Origin of the sequence: Streptomyces sp. NPDC001508, assembly GCF_040298665.1 — a bacterium.
Lineage (GTDB): Bacteria > Actinomycetota > Actinomycetes > Streptomycetales > Streptomycetaceae > Streptomyces.
On sequence record NZ_JBEPAP010000108.1, the window covers coordinates 1 to 18358 of the forward strand.

Annotated in this window: 19 protein-coding genes; 11 read left to right on the top strand and 8 right to left on the bottom strand. The window is 71.9% G+C overall.

Translation table 11 applies throughout. The annotated features are described in order from the left end of the window. Both ABT245_RS44445 and ABT245_RS44450 read left to right on the top strand, forming a co-directional pair. Positions 1–514, top strand: a 514-nt coding sequence (locus tag ABT245_RS44445) for a transposase (RefSeq protein ID WP_351746461.1), incomplete at its 5' end; no start/stop codon positions are given. 188 nt (positions 515–702) lie between these two features. Next, positions 703–1281: a hypothetical protein gene (locus ABT245_RS44450; protein WP_351746464.1), complete on the top strand. Its 579-nt coding sequence runs from the start codon at positions 703–705 to the stop codon at positions 1279–1281. Here ABT245_RS44450 and ABT245_RS44455 read toward each other — a convergent pair. Both ABT245_RS44455 and ABT245_RS44460 read right to left on the bottom strand, forming a co-directional pair. After that, positions 1278–2108, bottom strand: a complete 831-nt coding sequence (locus ABT245_RS44455) for an alpha/beta hydrolase (protein ID WP_351746466.1) — start codon at positions 2106–2108, stop codon at positions 1278–1280. The genes ABT245_RS44450 and ABT245_RS44455 overlap by 4 nt on opposite strands. 890 nt (positions 2109–2998) lie before the next feature. After that, a complete protein-coding gene (locus ABT245_RS44460) occupies positions 2999–3922 on the bottom strand; it encodes an LLM class F420-dependent oxidoreductase (protein WP_351746469.1) in 924 nt (307 codons plus the stop codon). 181 nt (positions 3923–4103) lie between these two features. On the opposite strand from ABT245_RS44460, the gene ABT245_RS44465 reads away from it, so the two are divergent. After that, a complete protein-coding gene (locus ABT245_RS44465; protein WP_351746471.1) occupies positions 4104–4298 on the top strand; it encodes a hypothetical protein in 195 nt (64 codons plus the stop codon). Positions 4299–4324: 26 nt separating this feature from the next. On the opposite strand, the gene ABT245_RS44470 is transcribed toward ABT245_RS44465, so the two are convergent. From ABT245_RS44470 to ABT245_RS44480, 3 genes are all read right to left on the bottom strand, one after another. Beyond that, positions 4325–4798 carry a DUF6099 family protein gene (locus tag ABT245_RS44470; RefSeq protein ID WP_351746503.1) on the bottom strand — a complete coding sequence of 158 codons (474 nt, stop codon included), beginning with the start codon at positions 4796–4798 and terminating at the stop codon, positions 4325–4327. Between the two features lie 173 nt (positions 4799–4971). After that, positions 4972–5358 (bottom strand): nucleotide pyrophosphohydrolase, encoded by a 387-nt coding sequence (locus tag ABT245_RS44475; RefSeq protein ID WP_351746474.1) that lies wholly within the window; start codon positions 5356–5358, stop codon positions 4972–4974. Further along, positions 5355–6644, bottom strand: a complete 1290-nt coding sequence (locus tag ABT245_RS44480) for an AAA family ATPase (protein WP_351746476.1) — start codon at positions 6642–6644, stop codon at positions 5355–5357. The genes ABT245_RS44475 and ABT245_RS44480 overlap by 4 nt, the downstream gene beginning before the upstream one ends. Between ABT245_RS44480 and ABT245_RS44485 the strand changes: the two genes are divergently transcribed. Next, positions 6643–7083, top strand: coding sequence for a hypothetical protein (locus ABT245_RS44485; RefSeq protein ID WP_351746478.1), 441 nt, complete (start codon positions 6643–6645; stop codon positions 7081–7083). The genes ABT245_RS44480 and ABT245_RS44485 overlap by 2 nt on opposite strands. A gap of 62 nt (positions 7084–7145) precedes the next feature. Here the strand turns inward: ABT245_RS44485 and ABT245_RS44490 are convergent, their stop codons facing one another. Then, complete coding sequence (locus tag ABT245_RS44490) at positions 7146–7565, bottom strand: cell division protein SepF (RefSeq protein ID WP_351746481.1); 420 nt, start codon at positions 7563–7565, stop codon at positions 7146–7148. Between the two features lie 243 nt (positions 7566–7808). On the opposite strand from ABT245_RS44490, the gene ABT245_RS44495 reads away from it, so the two are divergent. After that, positions 7809–9515, top strand: coding sequence for a hypothetical protein (locus ABT245_RS44495; protein ID WP_351746506.1), 1707 nt, complete (start codon positions 7809–7811; stop codon positions 9513–9515). Positions 9516–9939: 424 nt separating this feature from the next. On the opposite strand, the gene ABT245_RS44500 is transcribed toward ABT245_RS44495, so the two are convergent. Continuing rightward, complete coding sequence (locus tag ABT245_RS44500) at positions 9940–10455, bottom strand: YceI family protein (protein WP_351746483.1); 516 nt, start codon at positions 10453–10455, stop codon at positions 9940–9942. 123 nt (positions 10456–10578) lie between these two features. Here ABT245_RS44500 and ABT245_RS44505 point away from each other — a divergent pair, with 123 nt between their 5' ends. The 4 genes from ABT245_RS44505 (at position 10579) to meaB (ending at position 16201) form a co-directional block, all read left to right on the top strand. Continuing rightward, complete coding sequence (locus ABT245_RS44505; RefSeq protein ID WP_351746486.1) at positions 10579–11076, top strand: MarR family winged helix-turn-helix transcriptional regulator; 498 nt, start codon at positions 10579–10581, stop codon at positions 11074–11076. A gap of 146 nt (positions 11077–11222) precedes the next feature. After that, positions 11223–13031 (top strand): methylmalonyl-CoA mutase family protein, encoded by a 1809-nt coding sequence (locus ABT245_RS44510; RefSeq protein ID WP_351746489.1) that lies wholly within the window; start codon positions 11223–11225, stop codon positions 13029–13031. Then, entirely contained in the window at positions 13031–15205 is a 2175-nt protein-coding gene (gene scpA / locus ABT245_RS44515; protein ID WP_351746492.1) for a methylmalonyl-CoA mutase, read from the top strand. The genes ABT245_RS44510 and scpA overlap by 1 nt, the downstream gene beginning before the upstream one ends. 6 nt (positions 15206–15211) lie before the next feature. Next, positions 15212–16201, top strand: coding sequence for a methylmalonyl Co-A mutase-associated GTPase MeaB (gene meaB / locus ABT245_RS44520; protein WP_351746494.1), 990 nt, complete (start codon positions 15212–15214; stop codon positions 16199–16201). 338 nt (positions 16202–16539) lie between these two features. Here the strand turns inward: meaB and ABT245_RS44525 are convergent, their stop codons facing one another. After that, positions 16540–16983 carry a hypothetical protein gene (locus ABT245_RS44525; protein ID WP_351746497.1) on the bottom strand — a complete coding sequence of 148 codons (444 nt, stop codon included), beginning with the start codon at positions 16981–16983 and terminating at the stop codon, positions 16540–16542. Between the two features lie 153 nt (positions 16984–17136). Between ABT245_RS44525 and ABT245_RS44530 the strand changes: the two genes are divergently transcribed. Both ABT245_RS44530 and ABT245_RS44535 read left to right on the top strand, forming a co-directional pair. After that, positions 17137–17607 carry a cation:proton antiporter regulatory subunit gene (locus tag ABT245_RS44530; RefSeq protein WP_121895452.1) on the top strand — a complete coding sequence of 157 codons (471 nt, stop codon included), beginning with the start codon at positions 17137–17139 and terminating at the stop codon, positions 17605–17607. Positions 17608–17613: 6 nt separating this feature from the next. After that, positions 17614–18358, top strand: a 745-nt coding sequence (locus ABT245_RS44535; RefSeq protein WP_351746500.1) for a cation:proton antiporter, incomplete at its 3' end; no start/stop codon positions are given.

The window sequence follows — 18358 nt, forward strand, 5'->3', positions numbered from 1 at the left end:
GGGGATGCGGCTGATCGTGCGCCGGGTCAAACCCTCGCGCCGCGATACGAAGAAGCTGACCGCCTTCGAGAAGCGCACCGGCTGGCGCTACCAGACCGTCGCCACGAACATCCCCGACCACCAGGGCCTTTCCGGGGTACCCGGCTCCGGGCAGGCGTGGTTCGTCGACGGCCTCTACCGCGACCACGCCGAAGTCGAGGACCGGGTGAAAGCAATCAAGAGGGCCGGCCCCGGCCTGCTTCCCTCCGCCTCCTGGCAACTGAACGCCGCCTGGGTCCTGGCCGCCACCATCGCCTGCGACCTGGACGCCTGGACGCGACTCCTCCTCCTGCACGACCACCCCGAACTCGCAGCCGCCGGACCGGAGACGATCCGCAGGAAGCTCTACCACCTGCCCGCCCGCCTCACCTCCCACGCCCGCCGCCGCACCCTCCACCTCGACCGCACATGGCCGTGGTCCTCGGCGTTCACCACCGCCTGGCAGCAGGCCACCCAACTCCCGGCTCTCACCTGACGGCCAGCCGCGATCCCGACGACACCGGAGAGGAGAGGACCGCACCACCTCGGGCCCGTGGAACCCGACGTCACCGCAACGTCATGCGACGGCCCCACGTCCGCACCGGCGAGACGAACCAGGGCAAACCACCGGATCACCCAACACGATCAGGCTGCGGAAGAATCGAGGTCAGTGCGAGCGGTCATATGAAGAATGTCAAACCTCTCAGCAACTGCCTTCAGGAGCTCGCACCCCAGGCCCTTTCCCTGTCAGGAAGGGTCCACCGCGATGTGGACGACGGTCGCACGCCTCTCCTCCATGCACAGGCCGAGGACAGCGACAGCCCGGCCATCACGCAGAAAACCCAGCAACCGCACTGCCTGATCGGTGCGGTAACCCTCGACGGCCCCGGCTCAGCTTTCCCGGCCCTGGGCCGACGGCCAGGGACCTACTTCAACGAACATACGTTGCTGCTCCGGAATGCGGTGAGCTACACAGAGGCAGGTAAGCCGAGCCTCGCCGCCGACCTATTCGCAGAAGTCATTACGGCTGGGACACTCTCACGCCGTGACGTTGGATTCTTCAATGCCCGGCGCTCGGCGGCCTTGGCGCTGAGCGGCGAGCCGGATGAGGCGGCCCGGATCGGCACTTTCTCGGCAGAGGTAGCTCAGGCAATGAAGTCAGAACGCACCATGCGGGTATTGCGTGAAGTATCACAGACGCTGAGTCGCTGGCGTAGTCGTTCTGTGGTGCGAGAATTCCATGAAGCACTCCAGGCGGTCTAACTCTGTGAAGGGTCCGCATTCATCCGCTCGACTACAGTGCGGATTACGAACGCCTGCCATTCTTGGCTCTGAGGGTTTAGATATTTTGGATCATCATGCACGGCAAAACCGTGCTGCGATCCTTCGACCTCGATAAGTTCACAGGGAGCGCGGAATTTCTGTACAGCGGACCGCGATGAGCCGATGGGCACAAAAGTGTCCTGGGTGCCATGCACGATAAGCGTCGGGGCCTGCACCTCGCCGAGCACCTCGTACGGGTGCAGCCAGAACACCTCATTGAGCAGAGGCCGTCCATGCCGCAGTGTCGGCGTGAACTGGATAAATCCATGTTCGGTGAGTTGCTGTGCCGCTTCCTCGCTGATCGAATCGTCCACCCAATAGGAACGCGTATCGATGGTGCGCCATTTGTAGTCCAACTGAGGATTGAACAGCACTAGTCGCGAAAGGTCCACCGGACGCTTTGCGGCGTAGTACGCGCAGACGCCACCTCCGAAGCTGGCGCCCAGCAACGTAATCTCCTGAGTGGCCGTGGCGTTGCGCAGATGGGCGATGGACACTCGAATGTCATTGAGGATCGCGGTAAGAGTCAACTCTTCTTGTCGGCCCTCACTTTCACCGTGGCCTCGCATGTCGAAGCGGAGAGACGTCACGCCGCTCTCAGCCAGTCCGGTGGCCAAGCGTGTGAAGAATCCGCCCTCTTCACGGGTGACCCCACCGCCGTGCACGAGCACGACACCGCGCGAGGCAGGCGTGTCGGGGCTCACAAGAGTGCCGGCCAGGTGCAGACCATCAAGCGTCCGAAGTGTCACGCCGTCAACTGTAGGCATGGCGCGACCCTAGTACTGACGCACCGACAGAACGAGACCGCACAACGCTGCCCCACTGCTCTCACCTCAACGCGAAAGCCCCGCCTCTTTGCCGGGAAGGCGGTTTCCAGGGATCGTTGCAACACGTGGTCGGCTCATCGACCCAATGCCACAGATCAGGTGACTCGTCTCGGCAGGGTGGCGAGGCATGCGACAGCGTTCGCCGGTTTGTGGCGCCACGGCCAGGTGGCGGCGATCCGCGGGCGCAGGCGACGGGCGCCGCGGTTGCCTCCTGCACACCCGCCTCCAGCCCCTCTGGCCCCATGTGCCCAGACACCAAACCGCCCGTCCCGCAACGACGGCTCACCCCCGGCAGTCCTGACGCCGAACGCCCCTCCGACCCCCGCAAAGGCGGCTTGCCGCCCGGCAGTCCTGGCACCATGCCGCCCGTCCGACACCCGCGACGACGGCTCGCCGCCCGGCATCTCCCGCACCCCCCGACCGCGTACGCCGGGGCTTGCCGCCCGGCACCCCGGCACACCACCGACCGAGGCCGCCCTCCGCCCTACGCCGACGCCTCGAAACCCTGTCCGGCACCCACCCGCATACATGCCGACGCCCGCCCCCTTTCCAGGGCCCACTCCCACTACCACGACCCTCGCCCCACGCACCGGGACCGCCCCCAGCGTGCCTGTCTTCCCCGCGCTCACCCCGGGCCGATCGGCTGCCGCGCCACCGACCCCGGTGCCTGTCCCCGAGCCCGCACCAGCGCGCCGGCCACCCTCGCGCACATCAACCACACGACCCGCGCCCCCGCCCCGCCCCGCCCCGGCTGCCTGGGCACCCCCGCCCTGCCCGCGTACGTCCCCGCGTGGGGTGGGGGCCCGGTGGGGCGGGGGTCCTGGCAAGGGTTACGGAAGTTGCGTCTGGATCTGGGACGAGATCAGGTCCAGGTGGTCCAGGTCGGTGAGGTCCAGGATCTGGAGGTAGATCCGTTCGGAGCCGATCTCCGCGTACTTGCCGATCCTGTCGATGACCTCGGCCGGGGAGCCGGCCAGGCCGTTGGCCTTCAGCTCCTCGACTTCGCGGCCGATCACCGCGGCCCGGCGGGCGACCTCCTGGTCGTCCCGGCCGACGCAGACGACGAGGGCGTTGGAGTACGTGATGTCGTCGGCGGGACGCCCGGCCGCCTCAGCGGCGGCACGGACCCGGCCGAACTGCCGCTCGCTGTCCTCGATCGAGGCGAACGGCATGTTGAACTCGTCGGCGTAGCGTGCGGTCAGCCGCGGCGTACGGGTCGCCCCGTGCCCGCCGATCAGCACCGGGATCTTCGCCTGGGCGGGCTTGGGCAGCGCGGGCGAGCCGGTCAGGTCGTAGTAGGTGCCGTGGAAGTCGAAGGTGTCCCCGACCTTCGTCTCCCACAGCCCGGTGACGATGGCCAGCTGTTCCTCAAGACGGCCGAACTTCTCCTTCGGGAACGGGATGCCGTACGCCTTGTGCTCCTCCTCGAACCAGCCCGCGCCCAGCCCCAGTTCGACCCGGCCGCCGGACATCTGGTCGACCTGCGCGACCTGGATGGCGAGGACACCGGGCAGCCGGAAGGTGCCCGCGGTCATCAGCGTGCCGAGCCGGATGCGCTTGGTCTCACGGGCGAGCCCGGCCAGGGTGATCCAGGCGTCGGTGGGGCCGGGCAGCCCGTCCACGCCGCCCATCCGCAGGTAGTGGTCCGAGCGGAAGAACGCGTCGAAGCCGAGGTCTTCGGTGGCCTTGGCCACGGCGAGCAAGGTGTCGTAGGTCGCCCCCTGCTGGGGCTCGGTGAAGATGCGAAGGTCCATACATCCATCCTGCACGCCATCGCCCTTCCCCACCCCGTCGGCACCCCCTGACACCACCGTCCCCGGGCGGGTGAAATCACGTCAACCGCGCACCCCGCTGCCGTGGGAGCGGTGACCGGCCCCCGGCGATCATCGTTGGGCGGTGGGGGCCGGACCGTCCGGCGTCCGCGAGGAGGCCGTCATGTCGGAAGAGTCCGTGCCGCTCCCTGCGGGGTCCGGGCAGCCGAAGGAACTGCTGGAGCAGATGGAGGAGTTGATGGCCGCCCTCAATGCGGACCTGTCCGCCCTGAACGCGGACCTGTCGGCTCTGGACGCGGATCTCCAGTCGGCCGGGGCGCACGGCCGCGCGCCCGGGGACGAGGCCGACCTCGCCTGAGGGGGACCGGTCGCTGCCGGCCCGCGCTATCTCACCTCCGTCTCCGGCATCGCCGCCTCCTCTCTGGCGGCCAGCTTGCGCAGCATCTCCCGCACCCGGTCGCGGGACTCGTCCGCCGCGTCGATCGCCTCCATGCACTGCCAGTACGTCGTCTCGTCGGCCGCGGCGCTGGCCAGTCCGACCAGGGCGATGCCGACCTCCGCGAGCAGGCCGCCCAGGCACAGCAGCGTGTGGCGGGCGTCGTCCAGTTCGGTGAGCTGGGCCGCGAGCAGGTCCCCGGGGTCGAGGTCCGGCGCGTCCAGGACGCCGCAGCCCCGGCCCGCCAGCTCCGTCAGGCCCAGCGCCTCGCCGCGCAGTTCGGGTGGTCCGGAGACCGCCAGACGACTGCCGATCGCCTGGGCCAGGGCCTGCGCCTGCCACACCTCCGCCAGGGTCTGAGGCGCGTCGCCGCCCACGGCCAGGGCGCGCCTGCTCGTCCCGATGAGCCGCACCGCGTCCATGCGCTGCCCCCGTCCCTCCGACATGCTCCTCGCACGTCTCGCCCTCACTGCGCCGTCCACTACCCAGAGTGAAGGCCCGTGAGAAGAAAAGCCAGAGCAAGACGGAAATCTGTGGACAACAATTCGGATTCAACGGCCACTTCGACTCCGGAGAGTGAAAGCGGAGCGTACGGTTACGTGCCGACGCCCCCGCCGTTCCCCGGCCCGCCCTTCGGTGCGTCCCCGGCGCCCTCCTCCGGCACCGGGAACCTCCGCTCGTTCCGGTCGATCTTCGCGTCCAGCGCGGACAGCGGGTCGACGCCCAGCACTTCGCACAGCTGGAGCAGATAGGCGAGGACGTCGGCGACCTCGTCGGTGACCCGGTGCGCGGAGTCCGGGTCGGCCATGACGCGGGCCGACTCCTCCGGCGTCAACCACTGGAAGATCTCCACCAGTTCGGATGCTTCCACGCTGAGGGCGGTCGCCAGGTTCTTGGGGGTGTGGTAGGGCTGCCAGTTCCGGGCCGCCGCGAACTCGGCCAGGCGGCGCTGCAGTGTCGCCACGTCCAGGTGTTCCGTCACGGTTCCAGGTGTACCACCGGGTCCATGGCCACCACCGTGACCCCGTCCGTCCCGGCGGCCCATGACGCGTCGCTCACCGCCCCGACGAACCGGATGTGCCCGAGCGCGCACATCCGCGCCGCGAGCCGCAGCAGTCCGCCGCGCTGACGCCCGTCCAGGGCCCGGTCGAGGCCATCGGCGAGGACGGTGAGGCCGCGCATCGCGTCGGGCACCTCACCGGGCGCGTCGACGTCGAGCACGCCCGGCCCGGTGAGCAGCACCAAAGCCAGCGCCATGTAACGGAGTTCGCCGTCGCCGAGCCGGCCGGCGGCGGTGCGGACGCCGTCGCCCCGGTCGAGCAGCGCCCGTACGGTGCCGTCGCCCAGCGGCTCCGCGAGCACATCGGTCACCCGACCGCGGCAGCCCTCGCGCACCGCGGCGACGAGCTGCGCGTACCGGCGCCCGCACTCCGACCGGGTGCGCCACAGGACGTCGGCGAGGTTGTCGCAGCCGGGCAGCAGCCGCCCGGAGCCCAGCGGGACGGGCCCGCGCATCCGGTCGGGCCGCGGATCACAGGCGAAGACGGAGCGCAGGGCGACCACGGTCTGCTCCGCGGCGGCGAGCACCTGACGCTGTCCGTCGGTCTTGCCGGCCACGCGCAGCGGCAGCAGCGCGGTACCGAGGCGGTCGTCGGGGAGCGGGGCGCGGGTGACGGGGGCCGCGCCCGCCGTGTGCCAGGCGGCCTGTACGGCGTGCCGCGCGGGGTCGCGCAGCGCGGTCTCCAGGAGGACCCGCCCGCCCGCCGTCAACCGCTCACCCACGATGCGCAGTTCGGGCTCCGCCTGGACGGCGACGTCCAGGCGGACCGGGCCCTCGGGACCGTCCGCGGTGCATCCGATGCGGAAGCCGCGGCGGCGCTGGGCGTCGGGTCTCGCCCGCTCGGGCACACAGCCGGACGGGTCCGGGAAGACGTCCGCGAGCGGGGCGCCGCCGGCGAGCCGGGCCAGCGCCTCGTACGCCCGCAGCGCGGTGGTCTTGCCGCTCCCGCTGGGTCCCGCGAGCAGGGTGAGCGGCCCCAGCGGGAACCCGGCACGGCGGTGGCCGGCGAACGCGGACAGCCGCAGTTCGGTCAGGCCCGGCCGGACCGTCCCCTCGGGCCACACCGGGCGCCCCGAGGGTCCGCGGGAGCCCGGGGATGCGGGGGCACCCGAGGACGCGCGGGACCCTGCGGATGGGCGGGCGCCCGACGACGTACGGGAACCCGAGGGTACGCGGGAGACCGAGGATGCGGGGGCGCCCGACGGCATGTGGGAACCCGAGGACGCGGAGGGCCCCGGGGACGTACGGGAACCCGAGGGTCCGCGGGAACCCGGGGGTACGGGGGCGCCCGACGACGTACCGGACTCCAAGAGTCCGCGGGAACCCGACGACGTACCGGACTCCGAGGGTCCGCGGGAACCCGAGGGTACGGCGGCACCCGACGGCACGCGGGAGCCCGAGGCCGGGCGGGCGCCCGACGACGTACGGGAATCCGAGGGCGCGGGGACACCCGAGGGTGCGCGGGAACCCGGCGGCGTGGGGGCGCCCGACGGCGTGGGGGCGCCCGACGGCGTGGGGGCGCCCGACGGCGTGGGGGCGCCCGACGGCGTGGGGGCGCCCGGCGGCGTCGGGCTGTCGGTTCGGGGGTTCGCGGGGGGCGGGACGGGCGCGGGGGACGCGCTGGGCTCGGCCATGTCCGGACCGTAGGACTCCGGTGCCCAGGCGAACCGTTCCGTCCGTGGCACCTTCCTACGATCGGGGGACCGGGCTCAGCCGCCCGAGACGCCGGCGCCCGCCATGAGTCCGCTGACCTCGATGCCGGGCGGAGTGAGCAGGAACACATTGCGGTCGACGCGATGCATACCGCTGCCCAGTCCGAAGACAACGCCGGTACTGAAGTCGAGGACGCGCTTGGCGACATCGGTCTCGGCGCTGCTGAGATCGAGCAGCACGGGGATGCCGGCCATCACGGTCTCGGCGACCTCGCGGGCGTCCGCGAACACGTTGATCCGCAGGACCATGAACCGGCGGCGGGTCTCCGTCTCCGCGTCGGGCAGCGCGCGGTGGCCCACCGCGGACGGCCAGGCGTCCCGGCCCCGCAGCGGCACGACCTGGGCGAGCCCTTCCCACTGTTCGTCGGTGGCGTCGTAACGGCTCACCGGCTCCCCCCGATCTGACTCGCGTTCCATGCCTTCACCGGCCAATTCTTACGCCAAGTCACCCGTTCGGCCCAACAGCGACACGATGCGCGACCGACTCCGGCCACCCCACCGCCGACAGATCTTGGGCACATATACGCATACGCCCGGTTCTTACCGCCCTCACACCGGACTCTTCGCCTCCCGCGACGCCCCGCTCACCGACCGCGACTACGGTGCCATGTCGTGCACTTGGCAGAAAAACAACAGGTGGCTCCCGGGCGGCGGATGCGGATGCAGTCGGCGGTGTCCGCCGCCCGGGAGAAACCCGGCACTCCCGCGCAGTGGCACCGCGTCCTCACGCTCCTGGCCGATGTGAGCCTGTTCATCGGCACCCGGTCGGTATGGACGCAGGCGGCCACGCACCGCATGGTCCTCGCGGCCGCCATCTCCGTGTGCTACGCGGCCATCCTGGTCACCGGGGTGCTGGCCCTGACGGTACGTCGGGCCCGCTCGCTGGCCCGTCTCGACCTGGTGGTGCTGGTGACGGCGGTCACGCTGGTCCTGTGCACCTGGGCGCTGAACCACAGCGGCGGCGACGAGGCGGTCCTCACCGCCCAGGCCGCCCGGGAACTCGCCGCCGGGCACTCCGTCTACGGGCAGCCCTGGCCCTGGCTGTTCACCGGGAAGGGCGTGGCCCTGACACCGACGACCAGCGGCGGCTACGACCTGACGTACGGCTATCCGCCGCTGGCCCCGCTGCTGACCGCGCCGCTGCTGTGGCTGGGCCATGGCGGCGCGCCCGCCACGGCGGTGAGCACCGGAGCCCTCGTCGTGGGCGCGGTCGTGCTGTGGCGGATGCTGCCCGTGCCGTGGCGGTCGGCGGCGACCATGGCCTGCATGGGCTTCGGCTTCCTGCCGACGTACGCGCGGCTCGGCTACCCGGCGATCATCGGGCTGGCCCTGCTGGTGCCGGTGGTGGTGCGCTGGCCGCGGATCGGGCGGGGCGGGCGGCTGGGCTCCGCCGGGATCGCCCGGGCCGCCTGTCTGGGCGCGGCCTGCGCCGCCCAGCAACTCCCCTGGTTCCTAGCTCCGTTCCTGCTGGCCGGCGTCTACGCCGTGCGCCGCGGTGAGCTGGGCGGCCGGGCGGCGGGGCTGGTGATACTGCGGCTGGTCGGGGTGGCGGCCACCACCTGGCTGCTGATCAACACGTACTTCCTGGTGCGGCAGCCGGGCCGCTGGCTGGACGGGATCGCGTTGCCGCTCACGCAGGGTGCGGTGCTGCACGGCCAGGGCCTGGTGGGCGTCTCGCTGTACTTCACCGACGGCAGCGACCGCCTGGACTGGTACGCGCACGCGAGCATGCTCCTTGCGGCCGCGTTCCTCGCGCTGTTCGTGCTGTTCGTCCGGCGGCTGGGTCCCGCGGCGACCGTGCTGCCCTGGTGCGCCTTCTATCTGGCGACCCGCTCCCAGGACGGCTACTACCTGATGATGACCCCGCTGTGGCTGGCGGCTGCGGTCACCGCCCCACCCGCGGAGTTCGAGCACGCCTGGCAGCCGCGGCCCCGGCCGCTGACGGGGGTGCGCCGTCGGCCCGCGCTGATCGCCGTGAGCGCGCTGCTGGTCTTCCCGGCGCTGCTGAGCGCGGCCCTGGCGGTGACCGGCACACCGCCGCTGCGCATGCGGGTCGCCTCGGTGCGGCACGCCTCGGCGGGCGTGGTCTCGGCGCTCACCCTGCGGGTGACGAACTCGGCGGGCGACGCGCTCACCCCGTACTTCACGCTCACCACGGGGCAGGGCATGAACCGGTACTGGTCCCTCGTACGCGGTCCGGCGACGATTCCAGCCCACGGCACGGCGACCCTGGAACTCCGCCCGCCCAAGGGCCGCTTCACCGTCCCCGGCCCGCACACACGAATCCGCCTACGCGCCTTCACGGCCACCCCCCAGACCCTGTCAAGCCAGGACGTACACCTGCGCGCCCCCAACACCCCGGGCTGACCCCCAACGCAGAGCCGCCACGCAACCGAAGTCCGAGCCGGGGCCGGGGAGCGACAGCCGGCGACCAGTTCAGCTGCGCGTTACGAGCGAAGACCGGTCCCGGCCCCGACGGCCCAAACCAACGCCCAAGTCAGAGCCGCCGAGCAACCGGAGACCGAGCCCAGGCCCGACGTCCCGTCCGGCACCCAACTCGAAGCCGGCGCGCGCGACGGCCGAGCCGAAGACCGGCGGGTCAGGGCCGACGCCCAACTCACGGCCGCCGCGCGAGCGGCAGCGGAGCGGGGCCCGGCGGCCCCGTCGGCGGTCGGCAGCCCCCGTCGGCGGCCAGCGGCCCCATCGGCGGTCGGCGGTCGCGGCAGATCCGCCTCCCCCGGGACAGGCAGCACCGCTGCACAGTGACGCCACCCGGCCGCCGCGGCGGTGTTCAGGAGGGTGTGTGGGTGAAGCGGAGGGCGGTGGTCACCGTCGTCAGGCCGCGGATCATGCCGAGTTGGTTCCAGCCCAGTCCGAACTGCTCCCGGTCCACCGTGAACTCGGCCTCCAGCGTGAGCCCGCCGGCACCGGCCTCCACGAGCCGCGCGGTCACCGTCTGCGGACGGCTGATGCCCCGGACCGTCAGCTGTCCGGTGACCTGCGCGGTGTCGCCGTCGCGGAGTTCGGCGCCCTGCACGGTGAAGGTGATCTCCGGGTGGTTGTCGGCGTCGAAGAAGTGGGCCGAGCGCAGATGGGCGTCGCGCTTGGCGTGCTTGGTGTCCAGGGAGGCGGCGCCCAGGGTCACGGTGCCGGTGGCGGAGCCGTCGGGCCGGACCTCGCCCTGGCCGGCGACCGCGGCGAAGGTGCCCTTGACGGTGACCAGGCCCCAGAAGGTCTTGTGCCGCAGGGTGACGGCGGAGGCGGCAGGGTCGACCTGCCAGAGACCCGTTTCCACGGCGACGGTCATGGTCGTGCTCCTTCGATGACGGTTTCGGGTTGGTGGTTCAAATCTGGGTGGTCCAAATTTGGATGAGCTGGGGGCCAACGCTAGCCCACGATCCAAATTTGGACAACAGGTAGACTCACCCCTATGGCCGCCCACCCCCGACCCCCCGCCGACCAGCCCAAATGCCCCTCCGCGGAGGGGAACGGACTGCTCCCCGACGAGTTGCGCGCCTGGATGCTGCTGCTGGCCGCGACCGCGGCGGCGGAGCAGCGGCTGCGGTCCGTGGTGAAACAGACCCTGGACGTCTCGCACGACGAGTTCCTGATCCTGTGCCTGCTGGCCGAACAGCCGCAGGGCGGCCTGCGCATGACCCGGATCGCCGAACTGCTCGGCCGCCCCAAGACCCGGCTCACCTACCAGATCGCCTGCCTCCAGCGGCCGGGCCTGGTCGCCCGCAGAGCCGTCTGCGGCGACAAGCGGGGCGTGGAGGTCGCCCTGACCGACAAGGCACGGCGCCTGCTGCGGGAGTCCTCCGGGCTGCTCGCCGAGGCGGTCAAGGACGCGCTGGCCGAGTTCGTCGGACCGGCCCAGCGCGCGGCCGTGCTCGGCCTGCTGCCCGGACTCGCGGACGGCACCCGCTGACCGGCCGACGCGCGGTCCCCCGCCCTCCGGCGCGCCCGGAGAAGCCCGCGCGGAGCCCGAGGGAGGCACAGCTCACAGCAACGAGGAGGGAAACGTCACAGCGCGTACTCCACTGCCGTGCGAGCGGGCTGGCCTAGCATCCGAACATGACGGTCCTGCCTGACGACGGGCTCTCCCTGGCCGCCGAGTTCCCTGACGCGACACACGAGCAGTGGCAACGCCTGGTCGAGGGTGTGCTGCGCAAGTCGGGCCAGGAAGTCTCCGGTGCGGCAGCGGAGGACGCCCTGTCCACGACGCTGGAGGACGGGCTGCGCACCCGCCCCCTGTACACCGCGCGCGACACCGCACCCGAGCCCGGCCTGCCCGGCTTCGCCCCGTTCGTCCGCGGCGGTCGCCCGGAGGGCAACACCGTGGCCGGCTGGGACGTACGGCAGCGGCACGCGGCGCTCGCCGACGGCGCGGTCCTCACCGACCTGGAGAACGGCGCCACCTCGCTCTGGCTGCTCGTGGGCGCGGGCGGCATCCCGGTCTCCGGGCTGCGCCGCGCGCTCGATGGCGTCCACCTCGATCTGGCGCCGGTCGTCCTGGACGCGGGCCGGGACGTCGAGGCCGCCGCCCGGGAGCTGCTGGGGCTGTACGAGGAGCGGGGTGTCGCCCCCGAGGCGGCGCGCGGCAACCTCGGCGCCGACCCGCTCGGACACGAGGCCCGCACCGGGGATGGGCAGGACATCGCCCCGGTCGCGGCGCTCGCCGAGCGCTGCGCCGACGCATACCCGGGGCTGCGGGCGCTGACCGTGGACGCGCTGCCGTACCACGAGGCCGGCGGCTCCGCCGCGCAGGAACTCGGCGCCGCGCTCGCCACCGGCGTCGCCTATCTGCGGGAACTGACCGGGGCCGGGCTGACCGTCGAACAGTCCTGCGCCCAGCTGGAGTTCCGGTACGCGGCCACCGCCGACCAGTTCCTGACCGTCGCCAAGCTGCGCGCGGCGCGCCGGCTGTGGGCGCGGGTCGCCGAGGTCTGCGGGGCGCCCGACGCGGGCGCGCAGCTCCAGCACGCCGTGACGTCGCCGGTCATGGTGACCCGTCGCGACCCGTGGGTGAACATGCTCAGGGCGACCGTGGCGACCCTGGCCGCGGGGGTCGGCGGCGCCGACGCGGTGACCGTGCTGCCGTTCGACCACGCGCTGGGCCTGCCGGACGCTTTCGCCCGCCGCATCGCCCGCAACACCTCGACGATCCTGGTGGAGGAGTCGCATCTGGCCCGGGTGATCGACCCGGCGGGCGGCTCCTGGTACGTGGAGCGGCTGACCGATGAACTCGCCCGGGCGGGCTGGGAGTTCTTCCGGTCGATCGAGCGGGCCGGCGGCCAGGCGGCCGTGCTGCGCTCGGGCCGTCTGCGCGCGGACCTGGCGAAGACCTGGCGGGAGCGCACGGCGCGGCTCGCCACCCGGCGCGAACCCATCACCGGCGTCAGCGAGTTCCCGTATCTGGCGGAGCAGCCCGTGACCCGCGAGCCCGCGCCCGAGCCGCCGTCCGGGGGGCTGCCGCGGGTCCGGCGCGACGAGGCGTTCGAGGCGCTGCGCGCCCGCTCCGACGCCCATCTGGCGGCGACCGGCGACCGGCCGCGGATCTTCCTCGCCACGATCGGCCCGGCCGCCGCGCACACCGCTCGCGCCGCGTTCGCCGCGAACCTCTTCCAGGCGGGCGGCGTCGAACCGGTCACCGAGGGCGGCTTCGCGGACAGCGGGGCCACCGAGGCCGTGCTGTGCTCCAGTGACGCGCTCTACGCGGAACAGGCCGAGCAGACCGCAGCGGACCTGCGGGCGGCCGGTGCCCGGCACGTGTCCCTGGCGGGCCGGCCCGCCGGGTACGTCGGCGTCGACTCGTATGTGTTCGCGGGCTGTGACGCCGTCGCCGTCCTGTCCGCGACCCTCGACCGCATGGGAGTGTCCTGATGGGAATCCCCGACTTCTCCGGCATCGATCTGGGCGGCCCCGACCCGGCGGGCGGCGACACCGAGTGGCGTACGGCCGTGCGGCGGGCCACCGGGGGCACGGAGCCGCTGTGGGAGACCCCGGAGGGCATCGGCGTCAAACCGCTGTACACCGGCCGTGACCTGGAGGGCCTGGACTTCCTCGACACTTATCCGGGTATCGCGCCGTATCTGCGCGGCCCGTACCCGACGATGTACGTCAACCAGCCCTGGACGATCCGCCAGTACGCGGGTTTCTCCACCGCCGAGGAGTCCAACGCGTTCTACCGGCGCAATCTGGCGGCCGGTCAGAAGGGCCTGTCGGTCGCCTTCGACCTGCCCACGCACCGCGGCTACGACAGCGACCACCCGCGGGTGACCGGCGACGTCGGCATGGCGGGCGTGGCCATCGACTCGATCTACGACATGCGGCAGCTGTTCGACGGCATTCCGCTGGACCGGATGACCGTGTCGATGACGATGAACGGCGCCGTGCTGCCGGTGCTCGCGCTGTACATCGTGGCGGCCGGGGAACAGGGTGTGCCGCCCGAGAAGCTGGCCGGGACCATCCAGAACGACATCCTCAAGGAGTTCATGGTCCGCAACACATACATCTATCCGCCGAAGCCGTCGATGCGGATCATCTCCGACATCTTCGCCTTCACCTCCCAGCGGATGCCCCGCTACAACTCGATCTCCATCTCCGGCTACCACATCCAGGAGGCGGGCGCGACGGCCGACCTGGAGCTGGCGTACACGCTCGCGGACGGCGTGGAGTACATCCGCGCGGGCCGGGAAGCGGGCCTGGACGTGGACGCGTTCGCGCCCCGGCTCTCGTTCTTCTGGGCGATCGGCATGAACTTCTTCATGGAGATCGCCAAGCTGCGGGCCGCGCGCCTGCTGTGGGCCAGGCTGGTGTCACGGTTCGAGCCGAAGAACACCAAGTCGCTGTCCCTGCGCACACATTCTCAGACCTCGGGCTGGTCACTGACCGCGCAGGACGTGTTCAACAACGTCACCCGCACCTGTGTGGAGGCGATGGCGGCCACCCAGGGCCACACCCAGTCCCTGCACACCAACGCGCTCGACGAGGCCCTCGCCCTGCCCACCGACTTCTCCGCGCGCATCGCCCGCAACACCCAGCTGCTCATCCAGCAGGAGTCCGGCACCACCCGGGTCATCGACCCCTGGGGCGGCAGTGCCTACGTCGAGAGGCTGACGTACGACCTGGCCCGCAAGGCGTGGCAGCACATCGAGGAGGTCGAGCGGGCGGGCGGCATGGCGCAGGCCATCGACGCCGGCATCCCCAAACTGCGGGTGGAGGAGGCCGCGGCCCGCACACAGGCCCGCATCGACTCCGGGCGGCAGCCGGTGATCGGCGTCAACACGTACCGGGTCGGCAGCGACGAGCAGATCGAGGTGCTGAAGGTCGACAACTCCGCCGTGCGCGCCCAGCAGATCGCCAAGCTGCGCAGGCTGCGCGCGGAGCGGGACGAGACCGCGTGCCGGGACGCGCTGGACGCGCTCACCCGGGCCGCCGACGGCGACGGCAACCTGCTGGAGCTGGCCGTGCACGCGGCCCGCGCCCAGGCCACCGTCGGGGAGATCTCCGACGCCCTGGAGAAGGTGTACGGCCGGCACGCGGGCCAGATCCGTACGATCTCCGGCGTGTACCGCAACGAAGCAGGCCAGTCCCCCTCGGTGGACCGCACCCGCGCCCTGGTGGACGCCTTCGCCGAGGCCGAGGGGCGCCGGCCGCGCATCCTGGTCGCCAAGATGGGCCAGGACGGCCATGACCGCGGCCAGAAGGTGATCGCGACCGCCTTCGCCGACCTGGGTTTCGACGTCGATGTCGGCCCGCTGTTCCAGACCCCGGCCGAGGTGGCCCGCCAGGCGGTCGAGGCGGACGTGCATGTGGTCGGGGTGTCCTCGCTGGCCGCCGGGCATCTCACCCTCGTGCCGGCGCTGCGCGAGCGGCTGGCCGCGGAGGGCCGGGAGGACATCATGGTGGTGGTCGGCGGGGTGATCCCGCCACAGGACGTGCCGGCCCTGCTGGAGATGGGTGCCACGGCCGTGTTCCCGCCCGGCACGGTGATCCCGGACGCCGCGTACGACCTGGTGAAGCGGCTGTCGGCCGACCTCGGCCACGAACTGTAGGGCGCCATGGCGGCGATCGATCTCGACACGTATGTGAAGGGCGTGCTCGACGGGCGGCGGGCGATCGTGGCCCGCGCGATCACCCTCGTGGAGTCCACCCGGCCGCACCACCGGGCGCTGGCGCAGGAGTTGCTCACCGAGCTGCTTCCGCACGGCGGCCGGGCCCGGCGGATCGGCGTGAGCGGGGTGCCGGGCGTGGGCAAGTCCACGTTCATCGACGCGTTCGGCACGCTGCTGACCTCGCTGGGGCACCGGGTGGCGGTGCTCGCCGTCGATCCGTCCTCGACCCGCACCGGCGGCTCCATCCTCGGGGACAAGACCCGCATGGAGCGGCTGGCCGTGGACCCGGCGGCGTTCGTGCGGCCCTCCCCCAGCGCGGGCACGCTCGGCGGGGTGGCCAGGGCGACCCGCGAGTCGATCGTGGTGATGGAGGCGGCGGGCTACGACGTGGTCCTCGTGGAGACCGTCGGCGTCGGCCAGTCGGAGACCGCGGTCGCCGACATGGTCGACTCCTTCCTGCTGCTCACCCTGGCCCGCACCGGCGACCAGTTGCAGGGCATCAAGAAGGGCGTCCTGGAACTGGCCGACGTGATCGCCGTCAACAAGGCGGACGGCCCGCACGAGCGCGACGCCCGGGCGGCGGCGCGGGAACTGGCGGGCGCGCTGCGGCTGATGCACGGCAGGGACGCGGCATGGACGCCGCCCGTGCTCAGTTGCAGCGCGCGGGAGGCGACCGGGCTCGACACGGTGTGGCAGCGGCTCGAACAGCATCGTGCGCTGCTGGAGTCCACCGGCCGGCTCACCGCCAAGCGACGCGACCAGCAGGTCGGCTGGACCTGGTCCATGGTCCGCGACGAACTGCTGGGCCGGCTGTACGCCGACCCGGCGGTCCGCGCCATCGCGCCCGAGCTGGAACAGCGCGTCAGGGACGGCTCGTTGACGGCGACCCTGGCCGCGGACCACATCCTGAAGACCTTCACCGACCCCCCAACCTGACTCCTCCCCCACAGATACGCCCCAAAGGAGCGCGGAGAGCTGCGCCCCCCAAAGGAGCGCGGGGAATCGCGCGCCCAGCCACGACCCTGCCGCACCCGACCGACACCGCACCACGTCCCTTGCCGCCAAACTCCGATCGCTCGCCCAGCGAACGGCACGGACAGCGCCCCAAAGGAGCGCGGAGAGCTGCGCGCCCAGCCACAGCGACGCCGCACCCGACCACGTACCACCGACACACGCTCCGAAGGAGCGCGGGGCACTGCGCGACCAGCCGCGACGACGCCGCACCCGACCGACACCGCGGAACGGCTCAACCCGCAGAGCGCCCCGCGGAGCGACTAGCCGTTACGGCCGTCGTCGTAGGTCTCGGGCGGTGGTGTGCCCGTCACGGTGCTGAGCCGTCGATAGGCGGCGTGGGCGTTGACCAGGCGGGCGAGCACCGTGCCCACGAGCGTGGCGCCGAACAGGCATGTGAGCCAGAACCCGTCACGGTGGAGGGCCCAGGACAGGGTGCCCGCCGGGGGAATCCCGAAGCCGTTGAGGAGCAGCCAGCACAGCAGGGCGGTGCCGGGCGCCGCCACGAAACGGGCGCACAGCCCGAGCAGCGCGGCCAGCAGGGACAGCACGGTCAGCGCGAGCGTGGGCCGGTACGGGCCCACCAGGTGGTTGAGGAGTGCCACGAGTACCGATGCGCCACCGACGGCCCCGGCCCACACCAGCGGCGTCGCGACGGGCTCGGGCACGGGGGTGGCCCCTGAGCGGAATGACACCCACTCGATCATGCTGACGTTCCTTCCGGTCCTGCCCGGTGCCGGCGGAGGGCGGTGCCCGACAGGCTCCGTCGGCTGGTACCGGGACGCTCGTTAGAGTGTCACCAACCGTTTTGTAAAGGAACAGTCAAACCAGACAGGGGGACCGCAGTGGGCGCCGCACGCATGAGCAGTACGCCGTTGCCGGGCATCGGAGTGCGCTACGACCTGACCACGCGGGAGCAGCGGCGTCTGTCTGTGGTGGCCCACCGTGACGGTTCCCGGACGCTGAGCGCGTACCGCGAGGACGACCCGGACGCCTGCGCCCTGTCGGTTCGGCTGGCCTCCGGTGAGGCGGACGCGCTCATCGACGCGCTGATGCCCAAGCACCACAGCCCGAGTCTGCTGTCGACGACCGAGCTGGGCCTGGTCGCCGAGCGGGTCGAACTGTCCGCCACGTCCCACTGGAACGGGCGGCTGCTGGGCGAGACCCGGATGCGGACGGAGACCGGCGTGTCCATCGTGGCGGTGATGCGCCGGGCCGAGGCGATCCCCTCGCCCGGCCCGGACTTCCGGCTGGCCGGCGGCGACACCCTGATCGTGATCGGCACCCGTGAGGGCGTGGACGCGGCAGCCGAGATCCTCGGTCGGGAGTGACGGTCTGTGCACTCCTCCGCGATCTTCCTGATCGAGTTCGGCGCGGTCCTGCTCGGCCTCGGTCTCCTGGGCCGCTTCGCCGGGCGGCTCCAGTTCTCACCGATCCCCCTGTACCTGCTCGCCGGTCTGGCCTTCGGCGAGGGCGGGCTGCTGCCGCTGGACGCCAGTGAGGAGTTCGTCGCCACCGGCGCCGAGATCGGTGTGATCCTGCTGCTGCTCATGCTCGGCCTGGAGTACACGGCGAGCGATCTGGTCTCCAACCTCAAGACGCAGTACCCGGCCGGTCTGGTGGACGCGGCACTGAACGCGCTGCCCGGCGCGGTGATGGCGCTGCTGCTCGGCTGGGGCCCGGTGGCCGCCGTGGTCCTCGCCGGGGTGACCTGGATCTCCTCCTCCGGGGTGATCGCCAAGGTGCTCGGCGACCTGGGGCGGCTCGGCAACCGCGAGACCCCGGTGATCCTGAGCATCCTGGTCCTGGAAGACCTCTCCATGGCGGTCTACCTGCCGATCCTCACCGCCCTGCTCGCCGGCACCGGGCTGGCGGCGGGCAGCGTCACGCTGGCCATCGCCCTCGGGGTCGCCGGGCTGGTACTGCTCCTCGCGGTGCGCTACGGGCGGCACATCTCCCGTTTGGTCTCCAGCGACGACCCGGAGAAGCTGTTGCTGGTGGTGCTGGGGCTGACCCTGCTGATCGCCGGAGTCGCACAGCAACTCCAAGTCTCCGCCGCGGTCGGCGCGTTCCTCGTCGGTA

Bases quoted from the DNA above. Each gene is read 5' to 3' on its own strand.
- meaB (WP_351746494.1), top strand. From the start codon at position 15,212: ATGGCGGCGATCGATCTCGACACGTATGTGAAGGGCGTGCTCGACGGG.
- ABT245_RS44500 (WP_351746483.1), bottom strand. From the start codon at position 10,455: ATGACCGTCGCCGTGGAAACGGGTCTCTGGCAGGTCGACCCTGCCGCC.
- ABT245_RS44495 (WP_351746506.1), top strand. From the start codon at position 7,809: ATGCAGTCGGCGGTGTCCGCCGCCCGGGAGAAACCCGGCACTCCCGCG.
- ABT245_RS44510 (WP_351746489.1), top strand. From the start codon at position 11,223: ATGACGGTCCTGCCTGACGACGGGCTCTCCCTGGCCGCCGAGTTCCCT.
- ABT245_RS44470 (WP_351746503.1), bottom strand. From the start codon at position 4,798: ATGGACGCGGTGCGGCTCATCGGGACGAGCAGGCGCGCCCTGGCCGTG.
- ABT245_RS44490 (WP_351746481.1), bottom strand. From the start codon at position 7,565: ATGGAACGCGAGTCAGATCGGGGGGAGCCGGTGAGCCGTTACGACGCC.
- ABT245_RS44525 (WP_351746497.1), bottom strand. From the start codon at position 16,983: ATGATCGAGTGGGTGTCATTCCGCTCAGGGGCCACCCCCGTGCCCGAG.
- scpA (WP_351746492.1), top strand. From the start codon at position 13,031: ATGGGAATCCCCGACTTCTCCGGCATCGATCTGGGCGGCCCCGACCCG.
- ABT245_RS44450 (WP_351746464.1), top strand. From the start codon at position 703: ATGAAGAATGTCAAACCTCTCAGCAACTGCCTTCAGGAGCTCGCACCC.
- ABT245_RS44460 (WP_351746469.1), bottom strand. From the start codon at position 3,922: ATGGACCTTCGCATCTTCACCGAGCCCCAGCAGGGGGCGACCTACGAC.
- ABT245_RS44530 (WP_121895452.1), top strand. From the start codon at position 17,137: ATGAGCAGTACGCCGTTGCCGGGCATCGGAGTGCGCTACGACCTGACC.
- ABT245_RS44505 (WP_351746486.1), top strand. From the start codon at position 10,579: ATGGCCGCCCACCCCCGACCCCCCGCCGACCAGCCCAAATGCCCCTCC.
- ABT245_RS44480 (WP_351746476.1), bottom strand. From the start codon at position 6,644: ATGCCGTCGGGCGCCCCCGCATCCTCGGTCTCCCGCGTACCCTCGGGT.
- ABT245_RS44485 (WP_351746478.1), top strand. From the start codon at position 6,643: ATGTGGGAACCCGAGGACGCGGAGGGCCCCGGGGACGTACGGGAACCC.
- ABT245_RS44465 (WP_351746471.1), top strand. From the start codon at position 4,104: ATGTCGGAAGAGTCCGTGCCGCTCCCTGCGGGGTCCGGGCAGCCGAAG.
- ABT245_RS44455 (WP_351746466.1), bottom strand. From the start codon at position 2,108: ATGCCTACAGTTGACGGCGTGACACTTCGGACGCTTGATGGTCTGCAC.